Origin of the sequence: Mesohalobacter halotolerans, assembly GCF_006120725.1 — a bacterium.
Taxonomy (GTDB): domain Bacteria; phylum Bacteroidota; class Bacteroidia; order Flavobacteriales; family Flavobacteriaceae; genus Psychroflexus; species Psychroflexus halotolerans.
This window is the reverse complement of record NZ_SWMU01000005.1, coordinates 17388-30026: the sequence shown is the minus strand read 5'-3', so window position 1 is coordinate 30026 and position 12639 is coordinate 17388. Positions and strand designations below refer to the sequence as shown.

Annotated in this window: 13 protein-coding genes; 9 read left to right on the top strand and 4 right to left on the bottom strand. The window is 35.1% G+C overall.

Annotated features, from left to right (window positions below; translation table 11 throughout):
* Positions 1-3: 3 nt before the first annotated feature.
* The 6 genes from FCN74_RS11155 (at position 4) to FCN74_RS11130 (ending at position 4382) form a co-directional block, all read left to right on the top strand.
* Positions 4-807, top strand: a complete 804-nt coding sequence (locus tag FCN74_RS11155) for a phosphatidate cytidylyltransferase (RefSeq protein WP_138932688.1) — start codon at positions 4-6, stop codon at positions 805-807.
* Positions 797-1450: a phosphatidylserine decarboxylase family protein gene (locus FCN74_RS11150; RefSeq protein ID WP_138932687.1), complete on the top strand. Its 654-nt coding sequence runs from the start codon at positions 797-799 to the stop codon at positions 1448-1450. The genes FCN74_RS11155 and FCN74_RS11150 overlap by 11 nt, the downstream gene beginning before the upstream one ends.
* Position 1451: 1 nt before the next feature.
* Positions 1452-1757 (top strand): acyl-CoA-binding protein, encoded by a 306-nt coding sequence (locus FCN74_RS11145; RefSeq protein ID WP_138932686.1) that lies wholly within the window; start codon positions 1452-1454, stop codon positions 1755-1757.
* 2 nt (positions 1758-1759) lie between these two features.
* On the top strand, positions 1760-2329 hold the full coding sequence (locus FCN74_RS11140) for a non-canonical purine NTP diphosphatase (RefSeq protein WP_138932685.1): 570 nt from the start codon (positions 1760-1762) through the stop codon (positions 2327-2329).
* Between the two features lie 119 nt (positions 2330-2448).
* The gene (locus FCN74_RS11135) at positions 2449-3621 is read left to right on the top strand and encodes an acetyl-CoA C-acyltransferase (RefSeq protein WP_138932684.1); all 1173 of its coding nucleotides are present in this window, start codon (positions 2449-2451) and stop codon (positions 3619-3621) included.
* A 14-nt stretch (positions 3622-3635) separates the two neighbouring features.
* Positions 3636-4382, top strand: coding sequence for a C40 family peptidase (locus FCN74_RS11130; RefSeq protein ID WP_138932683.1), 747 nt, complete (start codon positions 3636-3638; stop codon positions 4380-4382).
* Here the strand turns inward: FCN74_RS11130 and FCN74_RS11125 are convergent.
* Genes FCN74_RS11125 through pyrR form a run of 4 tightly spaced genes read right to left on the bottom strand, consistent with a single transcriptional unit; the run spans position 4379 to position 7123 of the window.
* The gene (locus FCN74_RS11125) at positions 4379-5296 is read right to left on the bottom strand and encodes a ribonuclease Z (RefSeq protein WP_138932682.1); all 918 of its coding nucleotides are present in this window, start codon (positions 5294-5296) and stop codon (positions 4379-4381) included. The genes FCN74_RS11130 and FCN74_RS11125 overlap by 4 nt on opposite strands.
* Positions 5297-5629, bottom strand: a complete 333-nt coding sequence (locus tag FCN74_RS11120; RefSeq protein WP_138932681.1) for a ribonuclease Z — start codon at positions 5627-5629, stop codon at positions 5297-5299.
* Between the two features lie 5 nt (positions 5630-5634).
* The gene (locus tag FCN74_RS11115) at positions 5635-6582 is read right to left on the bottom strand and encodes an aspartate carbamoyltransferase catalytic subunit (RefSeq protein ID WP_138932680.1); all 948 of its coding nucleotides are present in this window, start codon (positions 6580-6582) and stop codon (positions 5635-5637) included.
* Positions 6575-7123, bottom strand: a complete 549-nt coding sequence (pyrR, locus tag FCN74_RS11110; protein ID WP_138932679.1) for a bifunctional pyr operon transcriptional regulator/uracil phosphoribosyltransferase PyrR — start codon at positions 7121-7123, stop codon at positions 6575-6577. The genes FCN74_RS11115 and pyrR overlap by 8 nt, the downstream gene beginning before the upstream one ends.
* 174 nt (positions 7124-7297) lie before the next feature.
* Here pyrR and FCN74_RS11105 point away from each other — a divergent pair, with 174 nt between their 5' ends.
* The 3 genes from FCN74_RS11105 (at position 7298) to FCN74_RS11095 (ending at position 12538) form a co-directional block, all read left to right on the top strand.
* On the top strand, positions 7298-9787 hold the full coding sequence (locus FCN74_RS11105) for a PIG-L family deacetylase (protein WP_138932678.1): 2490 nt from the start codon (positions 7298-7300) through the stop codon (positions 9785-9787).
* Positions 9788-9890: 103 nt separating this feature from the next.
* Entirely contained in the window at positions 9891-11570 is a 1680-nt protein-coding gene (locus tag FCN74_RS11100) for a sodium:solute symporter (RefSeq protein WP_138932677.1), read from the top strand.
* Positions 11567-12538: a Gfo/Idh/MocA family protein gene (locus FCN74_RS11095; protein ID WP_138932676.1), complete on the top strand. Its 972-nt coding sequence runs from the start codon at positions 11567-11569 to the stop codon at positions 12536-12538. Before FCN74_RS11100 ends, FCN74_RS11095 begins: the two co-directional genes overlap by 4 nt.
* Positions 12539-12639 lie beyond the last annotated feature (101 nt).

The window sequence follows — 12639 nt, the reverse complement described above, 5'->3', positions numbered from 1 at the left end:
TTAATGAATGAACTTTTTACCAGAATTGTATCCGGGGTTATTTATGCCGCTGCTATCATTTTAGCTTTATGGTCTGGTAAATTAGCTACAAATATTTTATTTATAATTTTTGGATTGATTTGTCTTTTTGAGCTTCAAAATTTACTCAATTTTAAAAATTATGTTTCATATTTTGTCTTTCCAATAGCCTTGATTTTTTTTAATTATTTTAATGTTAATGATGAAATTACTTTTTTGTTTATCATCGCCTGTTTATTTGTGAAATTGTTACTCCTTAGAGATTTATTTTCGCTTAAGGGAAGAAATGCGTTTAGACAGAAAAAACATTTGATTACTTTAATGTATATTGTACCTTCAATGGTGTTTTTGACCCTTATACCAAAGTTGTATCCTGACTACAATACTTATATTTTACTATATGTTTTTATATTAATGTGGATAAATGACTCATTCGCATTTTTAATTGGTAAACACTTTGGAAAACAAAAATTATTTGCAAAAATATCTCCCAAAAAAACAGTTGAGGGATTTTTGGCAGGTTTTACATTTACAATCATTGGCGGTATTTTGATAAGTTATTTTAATCAAACCCTAAGCTTTTACAACTGGGTTGTCGTTGGCATATTAGTTTCTGTCTTTGGGAATTTAGGCGATTTAGTACAGTCGAAATTTAAACGAAAAGCCTTGGTAAAAGACAGTGGAAAAATCATGCCTGGTCACGGCGGTGTTTTTGATCGTATGGATAGTATCATTTTTTCAAGTACATTTGTATTTGGTTTTTTATTTGTAATTAATCATGTTTCATAGAGAAGGTCAACAAATTTTAGTCATCGCTTTAATCTCAATTATAGCCATTAATTTACTCAGCGTTAACTTTATCAAAATCAATGTTTTACAATACATTATTTTTGGTGTTACGCTTATCATTTTCATATTAATTGCTCAATTTTTTAGAAATCCTAAACGGAATTTTGACCGTAAAAGCAACAAAGCTTTTGCCCCGGTCGATGGCAAAGTGGTGGTGATAGAGGAAGTATTTGAAGATGAAATCTTAAATGCTAAATGTATTCAAGTTTCTATTTTTATGTCACCACTCAACGTCCATGTGACAAGGTATCCATTGACTGGCGAAATTTATTATAGCAAATACCACAAAGGAAAATATTTGGTCGCTTGGCATCCGAAATCTAGTACCGAAAATGAAAGAACGACTGTGGCACTAAAAACAGAAAAATTTGGTGATATCGCCTATCGCCAAATTGCAGGTGCTGTTGCCAGAAGAATCGTAAACTATGCCAAAACCGGTGGTAAAGCCATTCAATGTGAAGACTCTGGTTTTATAAAATTTGGATCCCGAGTTGATCTCTTTTTGCCTCTAACATCAACAATTGAAGTTGAAATTAATCAAACAGTCAAAGGGGGTTTAACGCCAATCGCCTCAATCAATTAATATGGATTTGAGTAAGTTAAAAGGAAAAGAAGTAGAACTTGCCTTTCACAAGGCATACAAGGCGGTGAGTGAAACTCAGCATAGATTTAAACAAGATACATTGCTTTACTTTTATGCCTATTACAAGCATGCGACTAAAGAATTTAATATAGAACTCAAACATCATCCACACAATGGTGCACAATTGGTAAGTGCCTTTAAAATGAATGCCTTATTTCAAGTAAGACATCTTTCTGTTAAACAAGCAAAAATTAAATACGTCAAGCTTGCCGTAAAGTATCTCGGTGATGATTTCTTAAAAGCATAACTATGCAACTGGTCTTTGCTACCCATAATCAAAACAAATTTAATGAAGTTCAAGCCATATTACCTCAATCTATCGAGCTACTTTCACTAAACGACATTAACTGTCACGAAGACATAGCAGAAACTGCCAACACCATAGAAGGCAACGCTCAACTCAAAGCTGAATATGTGTTTAAAAACTATAATCTACCATGCTTTGCAGACGATACCGGTTTATTTGTCAACCAACTTAATGGCGAGCCTGGTGTCTACTCTGCCCGTTATGCTGGTCAACAAAAAGATGCTCAAGCCAATATTCAAAAGCTTTTGAAAAACCTCCTAAATGTCGAAGACCGTAGTGCCTATTTTAAAACCGTCATCGCCTTAAAAACTAAAAATGACAATATATTGTTTACAGGCCTATGTAAAGGCAAAATCACCAAAACAGCCAGTGGCAGTGCCGGTTTTGGTTACGATCCCATTTTTAAACCCCAAGGTTATACACAAACTTTCGCCGACTTACAGCCTAAAACTAAAAACAAAATCAGTCATCGAGGTCTGGCGCTGCAAAAATTTATTGATTATCTCAATTAAGCAATTGAAAATTTTTACTCTTAAACTTTAAAAAATCCTTAATCTCAGCCCATATATGAGTTCAATAATTATATTTTATTTAATTTTACAACTATTGAATTTTTATAAAAAGTTTTAAAATGAAAGAAGTTGTTATCGTTAGTGCAGCTAGGACTCCTATTGGGAGTTTTCTTGGAAGTTTATCTACAGTTCCAGCAACTCAATTAGGTTCAGCAGCCATCAAAGGCGCTTTAGATAAAGTAAATTTAGATGCAAAACTCGTACAGGAGGTCTTAATGGGTAATGTGGTTCAAGCCAACAATGGTCAGGCTCCTGCACGTCAAGCTGCTCTTGGAGCCGGAATTCCAGACACAGTGCCCTGCACGACCGTCAATAAAGTTTGTGCCAGTGGCATGAAATCTGTGATGCAAGCGGCTCAAAGTATTGCACTCGGAGATACTGACATTATAGTGGCAGGCGGCATGGAAAGCATGAGCCAGATTCCGCATTACCTGCATTTAAGAAATGGTCATAAATTTGGCCCTACCAAAATAGTTGACGGTATGCAGAGAGATGGATTGTCTGACGCTTATGACAATCAAGCCATGGGAACATGCGCAGATTTGTGTGCCGCAGATCACAATTTTTCTCGAGAAGACCAAGATGCTTTTGCCATTCAATCGTATAAGCGTTCAGCCCAAGCATGGGAATCTGGAAAATTTGATGAAGAAGTTGTTCCTGTAGAAGTCCCACAACGCCGAGGCGAACCCATTGTAGTTAGTGAAGACGAAGAATTTAAAAATATCAAATTTGACAAGGTCAATAAGTTAAGACCGGCTTTTAGTAAAGATGGCACTGCCACTGCGGCCAACTCTTCAACTATCAATGATGGTGCCGGTGCTGTAGTTTTAATGAGTAGAGAAAAAGCAGACGATCTCAATTTAAAGTCACTCGCGACGATAAGAAGTTATGCCGATGCTGCACAAAAACCTGAGCATTTTACAACTGCACCAGCTAAAGCTTTACCACTAGCCCTCAAAAAAGCTAAACTCGATTTAAAAGACATTAATTATTTTGAATTTAACGAAGCCTTTTCTGTTGTGGGCTTAGCCAATATGAAATTATTAGGCCTTTCTGATGCCAATGTAAACGTTAATGGTGGTGCCGTTTCACTCGGTCATCCGTTGGGTTGCTCGGGCGTGAGAATTATTATAACTTTATTGCACATTTTAAAACAAAATGATGCCAAGTATGGTGCAGCAGCTATTTGTAATGGTGGTGGTGGTGCTTCAGCTATGGTATTTGAACGTTAAATTAATTTTAGCCCATGGCTTACGGTTGTTGTCACCTTAGTCTCGTTCCCGTTAGAGCAGATGCAAATGATGCCTCAGAAATGGTGACACAGCTCTTATTTGGGGATGTGTTTGAAATTTTAGAACAGACCAAAAAATGGACTAAAATCAGAAATGCTTTTGATGCTTATGAAGGTTGGATAGATTCTAAACAATGTCTAGTTATTAATTTACAGCAATTTAAAAAAATCAAATCTCAACTTTTAAAATGCTCCACAGATCTTGTTGAATATGTCCAAAGCCCTGATAAGCAACTTATACCGGTAGTTTTGGGTTCATCTGTAAATGGCTTACTGGAGCTAAACTACGATTTTGATGTCAACCTGAGCAATGGTAAAATACATCGCGACAAACTCGTCCCTACAGCACTACTCTACCTTAATGCGCCATATATATGGGGTGGCATGAGTCCGTTTGGTATAGATTGCAGTGGTTTTACACAGATGGTTTATAAATCATGTGGGATTCAACTGCGTCGAGATTCTTCTCAACAAGCACAACAAGGTGAAAATTTAAGTTTTATAGAAGAGGCTCAACCTGGTGATTTAGCATTTTTTGATAATGAAGAAGGAAAAATTATTCACGTTGGAATTTTGATGAAAAACAACTATATCATTCATGCCCACGGGAAAGTCCGCATAGACCGTTTAGACCATACAGGAATTTTTAATGCTGAAACCAAAAATTATTCACACCAACTTCGAGTGATAAAGCATATTTAAAATACAAATGTTTTACCACTTTCAGCCAATGAAACCGGATTAAAAACTGATTCTGCTTCTGTTTTAAATGCATTTAGATTTTTATATCGCGCTGAATAGTGACCGAGTATTAAGTGGCCTACTTCTGCTTTTGAAGCAATAATACCAGCCTGTTTGGCTGTAGAGTGTTTTGTTTTAGCACAGAGATCTTCGTTAATTTCTAAAAATGTGGATTCGTGATACAAAGCTGTAGCTTTTCTTATAATTGGCACGATGTCAAGTTTAAAAGCTGTATCGCTACAATAGGCATAAGACTTGGGGAGTTCTGCAGGAAAAGTTAACTCTTCGTTGGGGATTCTTCTACCATCATCTAAAACGATATCTGCGCCTTTTACAATTTTTTTATAATATGCTTTATCAATAGGATATTGTTCAGCTTTATCGATATTAAGTTTTCTGTCTCCTGCTTTCTCAATAATCAAAAAACCATTGGTGTAAACCCGATGATCTAAAGGGATAGTTTTTACTGTAAATTTAGAATTATCAATAATAGTTTCTGATGCTGAAGATTCTAAGGCTTGAATTTTTAAAGGATAGCTGAGATAAGATTTTGAAAGCTTAAGTTGAAGCCTGATAATCTCTTCTGCACCTTTTGGTGCAAATATTTGAAGTGGTGCTTGACGGTTGAGCAAACTTAAAGTCGATAAAAACCCAATCAAACCATAAAAATGATCACCGTGTAAATGCGAAATTAAGATGTGTTTAATCTGGTTAAACTTGATGCGGTTTTGACGAAGTCTAACTTGTGTGCCTTCACCGCAATCTACGAGTATCAACTGACTTCTTATCTCTACCACTTGAGCAGTTGGAAAGGCATTGGCTTTTGGTGTTGCAGAATGACATCCTAGAATATGGATTTTTAATGGCGAGCTCATCTAAAAACCTAAATCTCGTTCTATTTCTTCCATTTGGATCATGTCTTCAGCTTCTTGAAGTGTGGGTACAACTCTTAGTTCTTCAGGGACATCGTCTATGACAATGGTATCGTTTACAATAATAAACGATTTGTTGTTTTTGTAATGCTTTAAGGAAGGTTTTAAATAAGCTAGCAGTTCGTCTAAAGTTAGCTTACCATATTTTAAAATATCAATGACCAAGTTGTCTGATTTAAATTGATCTAATAAACCATAAATAAACTTAGCAAAATCCTTTGCATCGTCTTTATCGTCTTTTAGTATGATGTAGTTTTCTTTTTTAATACTTTGCATAAGTCCTATAAAGTTTCAGCTGAATAATGCTTAAGCTTCGAAGCCAATAGGTATAAAATTGCCATTCGAATGGCTACACCATTTTCAACTTGATTTAAAATGATAGCATGATGAGAATCTGCAATATCACTTGATATTTCAACACCTCGATTTATTGGTCCAGGGTGCATTATCACGATAGATTTATTTATTTGTTCTAAACGCTGTTTGTCTAAACCAAACTGAGCTACATATTCACGAGTAGAGGGAAAATAACGTGTGCTCATCCTTTCATTTTGCACTCTCAACATGTTGGCCACATCACACCACTGTAAAGCTTGGTCAAGATTGTGTTCAACCTCAACACCAAGGCTTTTAATATGCTGTGGAATTAGAGTGTTCGGTCCACAAACCTTTACTTCTGCACCGAGTTTCTGAAGACAAAAAATATTACTCAAAGCGACTCTTGAATGCAATATATCGCCTACAATCACAATTTTTTTGCCCTTGACTTCACCTAATTTTTCACGTATAGAATAGGTGTCTAAAAGGGCTTGAGTTGGGTGTTCGTGTGTACCATCTCCAGCATTAACAATTGAAGCGTCAACATGTTTAGAGAGGAATACACCTGCACCGGGATTGGGATGCCTCATCACCACCATGTCTACTTTCATCGCTAGTATATTATTTACGGTATCAATGAGTGTTTCTCCTTTATTTACAGATGAAGAAGAGGCAGAAAAATTAACAACATCAGCACTTAAACGTTTTTCTGCTAATTCAAAAGATAATCGCGTTCGTGTACTATTTTCAAAAAATAAATTAGCTATAGTAACATCTCTGAGCGATGGAACTTTCCTTATAGGTCGATTAATGACTTCTTTAAAATGGTCTGCTGTTTCAAAAATAAGTTGAATATCAGCAGCGCTGATATGTTTTATGCCTAATAAATGATTTACACTTAATTCACTCATTACGATCTTGTGTTAAATATACGGCGTCTTCACCATCGTTCTCTTCCCAAGATACAATGACCCGTTCACGGTTTATAGCATCAACCTGTCTACCTTTATAATCTGGTTGAATGGGCAAATGACGACTAAAACGACGATCAATTAAGGTTAATAGTTCTATCGATTGTGGGCGTCCAAACGATTGAATGGCTGTTAATGCAGAACGGATACTTCTACCGGTGTAGAGCACGTCATCTACAAAAACGACCTTTTTGTTTTCTACGATAAAATCGATATCTGTTTTATTGGCTTGTAATACCTTATTTCCACGCATAAAATCATCCCTATAAAAAGTAATATCGAGTTTTCCAAAGTCGATATGCTCAATCTGATATACTGTATAAAGTAATTGTTGTAGTCTTTGGCTTAAAAACACACCTCGTGGCTGTAATCCTATGACAACAGTTTCTTTAAAATCATCGTGATTCTCTATCAGTTGGCAAGCCAATCGATTTAAAATAATATCGATTTCTTTTTGATTTAGTAACTTTTTCTTACCCATGTATATCTGGTGCGTCAGTGTTTTACAAAAGTAAATAATTTATTGAGACGACTATTTTATTATCACATATATTATTAAATACAGTTTTAATTAGACCTGTTGCTGAATTAAGTTAAAGAAAACTTAAGTTTAATCCAACTCAATTAAAGCTATTATATTTGGGATTAAAAATTTATGAAATCAAGGTTTTGGCTTCTTTTATCATGTTGTTATTTTACGTTTTTATCTGGCCAAACGCCTTCTAAACCCAATGCTGTTGAGATTTTTAGAGATTTAAAAAAATTAAACTTTCTCGGCACTGTTCTTTATATTGCTGCTCATCCTGATGATGAAAATACACGTTTGATATCTTATTTTTCAAACCAAACTCATGCACAAACGTATTACCTAGCTCTTACAAGAGGTGACGGTGGTCAAAATCTTTTAGGCTCAGATTTAAAAGAAGCCTTAGGACTCATTCGAACGCAAGAGCTACTTAAAGCACGTTCTATTGATGGTGGTCATCAACGCTTTACACGTGCCATTGACTTTGGCTATTCCAAATCGCCTGAAGAAACCTTAAATATCTGGAACAAAGACAGTATAATTAACGATATGGTTTGGACAATACGTCACCTCAAACCTGATGTGATTATCAACCGTTTCGATCACCGCACACCTGGCACCACTCACGGTCATCACACAGCTTCTGCTATGCTAAGTGTAGAGGCTTTTGATTTAGCTCCAGATCCAGAACAATTTAAAAGCCAATTGAAATCTACTTCAACTTGGCAACCTAAGCGCTTGTTTTTTAATACTTCTTGGTGGTTTTATGGTAGTCGAAAAGCTTTTAAGGATGCTGATAAATCAAATCTTATTGCCTTTGATATTGGTCAATATTACCCTGATTTAGGCCTATCCAATTCAGAAATTGCCTCTCTTAGCCGAAGTCAACATAAGTCTCAAGCCTTTGGTAACACGCCAAAACGCGGCGAACAATTAGAATATCTTGAAATCATCAAGGGTGATTTACCGCAAAATCAAAATATTTTTGAAGGTATTGACACGTCTTGGAATCGTGTGAAAGGTGGGCAATCCATACAACAACTTGTTGATAAGATTATTGCTGATTACAATTTTTCTAAACCCTATCACAGCATCCCTGATTTGCTCCAGGTTTATAAACTGATTCAAAATTTAGATAACCTACACTGGAAACGCGTTAAAACACAACAAGTTAAAGCCATTATCAAAGCTTGTCTAGGTTTGTATATTGAAAGTGTAAGTGAATCGCCCTATGCAAATGCCAATCAAAATTTGAAAATTAATACAGAAATCATCAATAGAAGTCCAATTGATGTTAACCTCTTAGGTATTGAAATGAATTCGAAAAGTTTACTTACTCATAAAACAAGTTTAAAAAATAATCAAGCAGTTTATAATACCTTTAATGTTGATATTCACTCTAAAAATACTTTACCCTATTGGTTAAACTTACCGCCTAAAAAAGGACTTTACCAAGTTGAAGAAAGAGACCTATTAGGTTTGCCTGAAACGCCGAACCCTTATCAATTAGGTTTTAGTTTAAAAATTGAAAATACAAGAATTACTTTCTATTCTGACTTGGTTTATAAATACAATGACCCTGTAGATGGTGAAGTTTTTGAAGATTTTGAAATTCTTCCAAAGATTTCTATCAAGCCACTAAAAGATGTTGCTGTTTTTAAAAATGGGAATCCAAATAATTTTAGAGTTCAAATAAAATCTTACACCAAATCCTTTAATGGTCAACTCACTTTAGACTTACCGGAATCCTGGAAAGTGGAACCCCAATATTTTGACGTCAATTTATCTGAAATCGCAGAAACAAAAACTTTTGATTTTAAAATTAAACCTCCTGAAAACACTGAAAAAATCGATGTTAAAATTGAAGTTCATTCAGCAAATAAAATATTTTCTAAACAGATAAATACTTTAGATTATAAACACATTCCCAAACAAGTTTTTACGCAAGATGCCAAAAGCACTTTGGTAAATATTAAAGTTGATAAAGGTGTAAAGAATGTTGGTTACATTAAGGGCGCAGGCGATAAAATACCGGACAATTTAAAAAGCCTGGGGTACAATGTTGAATTTATAGATCTAAAAAATACTTATAGTCCTAAAATTTTAAAGCAATTTGATGCTATTATCTTAGGCATCAGAGCATTTAATACAGAAGAACAGCTCATTTCAAAAAATGAAATTTTGTTTGATTATGTCAAGCAAGGTGGAACATTAATTACACAATATACCACAACCTATGGATTGCTTACTGATGAAATTTCTCCTTTAAAATTAAATTTATATCGTAACAGAGTAACCGACGAAACAGCAGAAGTTCAATTTATAGATAAAACCCATAAATTGCTGAATTACCCAAATCAAATTACTTCAGAAGACTTTAAGGGTTGGGTACAAGAGCGCGGACTATATTTTCCAGACCAATGGGACAAAGCCTTTCAGCCTATCTTAAAAATTCAAGACTATGACGATAAACCAACAAAAGGCAGTTTACTTGTTGCACCATACGGTGATGGTTACTATATTTACACTGGCTTGAGTCTTTTTAGACAAATACCTGCCGGTGTTCCTGGCGCGTTCAGATTATTGTCCAACATGCTTTCAATCAATTCAAATGAGTAAAACAAAGTCATATCGGTGGAAACGTTTTTATACCATTGTTTTGGTAGCAAACCTCATCTACATTGCATTGATGTATTGGTTAATGACTGCATTAAACTAGACTATGCATTATATTGATATCATTGTTATGGTTGTCAGCATTGCTTTTATAGTGATATATGGCACCTATAAAACCAAAAAAAGTCAAAACGTACAAGACTATATCAAAAGTGGAAATGATGCAAGATGGTGGACCGTTGGGATTTCTGTAATGGCTACTCAGGCCAGTGCTATTACGTTTTTATCTACACCAGGTCAAGCTTATGATGACGGTATGGGTTTTGTTCAATTTTACTTTGGCTTACCCATTGCAATGGTCATTATTTGCATGGTTTTTATTCCTATTTATCATCGCTTAAAAGTTTATACCGCTTATGAATATCTTGAAAGCCGTTTTGACAAAAAAACCCGAACACTTACAGCTCTGCTCTTTCTAACGCAACGTGGACTATCCGCTGGCATTACCATTTTTGCGCCGGCAATTATACTTTCAGCTGTTTTAGGCTGGGACTTATTTACGCTTAATATCATCATTGGAATTTTGGTGATTGTCTATACGGTTTCCGGCGGTACTCGAGCTGTAAGTGTGACACAAAAACAACAAATGGCAATTATTTTCTCTGGTATGGTAATCGCTTTTTTTGTGATTCTAAGTTATTTGCCCGAAAATATTAACTTTAATAATGCACTAGAGATCGCTGCTTCTAGTGGTAAAATGGAAATTTTAAATTTTGACTTTGACTTTAATCAACGCTATACGGTTTGGAGTGGATTAATTGGTGGGACATTTTTAGCACTCTCGTATTTCGGTACAGACCAAAGTCAAGTTCAGCGGTATTTAACAGCCAAATCAGTAAAGCAAAGTCAGGTTGGAATGCTTTTTAATGGACTACTTAAAGTACCAATGCAGTTTTTTATTCTGCTTGTAGGTATTATGGTTTTTGTGTTTTACCAATTTAATACTGCTCCACTTAACTTTAATCCCGCTGCTGAAATCGCAGTTAACCAGAGTGAGTACAAAACTGATTATCAGGATATCAACCAGAGACTAGAACACAATTTTGAGCATAAAAAAACATTGTTTAGCCAGATGAACACTAAAGGGATTTCAGAAACTAAATTTGAAAACCTTAAAGTTCAACTTGCCAATGCAAATTTTAAGGAAAAAGAACTTAGGGAAGAAGCCAAAACCCTTATAAATCTAGCCGATGACACCGTAGAGACCAATGATACCGATTATGTGTTTATCCATTTTATACTCCATAATTTACCTCGAGGTTTGATTGGGTTACTTCTTGCTGCTATACTTTCTGCTGCGATGTCCTCAACGGCATCAGAATTAAATGCGTTAGCGTCTACCACAGCTATTGACCTGTATAGGAGAAACGTGAAAACTACCAAAACGGATATTCATTTTGTGAACATCTCAAAACTATTTACGCTACTCTGGGGTGTAGTTGCCATAACTGTGGCTTGCTTAGCACCATTGTTTGACAATTTAATTGAACTGGTCAATATTATTGGTTCAATATTTTACGGTAATGTTTTAGGGATTTTCCTTTTGGCATTTTTCATTAAATTTGTAAAATCTTCAGCTACATTCTGGGCAGCTGTCATAACCCAAATTATTGTGATTTTTGGCTATTATTTTGACATCATGCCGTATTTGTGGTTAAATCTATTTGGCTGTGCGCTAGTCATTAGCATTGCTCTACTCATTCAAACTTTAAACCAAAAATCATGAAAACTTATCATTGGGGAATTTTAGGGCTCGGTAAAATTGCTCATCAGTTTGCCAAAGACCTTCAAACTGTACCGAATGCTAAACTCTACGCCGTAGGTTCACGTACTCAAAATAAAGCTGATGAATTTGCTCAAAAGTACCAAGCCCCAAAAGCTTATGGGAGTTATGACACCTTAATACAAGATGAAAATGTTGATGTTATTTATGTGGCTACACCACACGTTTTTCATAAAGCGAATACAATTGCAGTACTTAAGTCCGGCAAAGCCGTATTGTGCGAAAAAGCTTTCGGTATGAATTTGTCTGAAGTTGAGGAAATGATTGAGGTTGCTCAACAAAACAATGTTTTTTTGATGGAAGCCTTGTGGACTAATTTTATGCCAACGATTAAAACTCTTAAACAATATCAAAATAATAATACGTTTGGTAAAATTAAAAGTCTACAAGCTGAGTTTTGTTTTAAAGCGCCTTTCGATCCGGACAAACGCTTATTTAACCCAGAATTAGGTGGTGGTGCGCTTTTAGATATAGGCATTTATCCAGTTTATTTGGCATTAAAACTTTTAGGACATCCTAATCATATTAAAGCTAAAAGTAAAATGTCGTCAACAGGTGTCGATCTAGAAACGCAAATTTATTTTAAATATGATAATAATGTAGAAGCTGACTTATTTTGCAGTTTTGAACAGACCAGAGACAATTATGCATTTATCAAATTTGAAAAAGCCAATATAAAACTAGGACCGCGTTTTCACGAAACAGATAAGCTCATTATAAACAAACCCGATAAAACAACGGCAAAAGATTTTAATTATCAGGCCAAAGGTTATCATTTTGAAATTGCTCATGTACAAGAGTGTTTAGACAAGGGATTAACCGAAAGCCCCGAAATGTCTTTTGAATTTTCAAAAGATCTGATTTCACATTTAGATAAGATTAGACACATTATTGGTTTGAAATATGGGTAAGTGAGTGTTCATTTAGACTCCGCTCAATGAACACGATTCCGCACTAAGTAGGTTATTTTTAATTTTAAATACAAAAAAATCCGCTACTGATAACAGGTAGC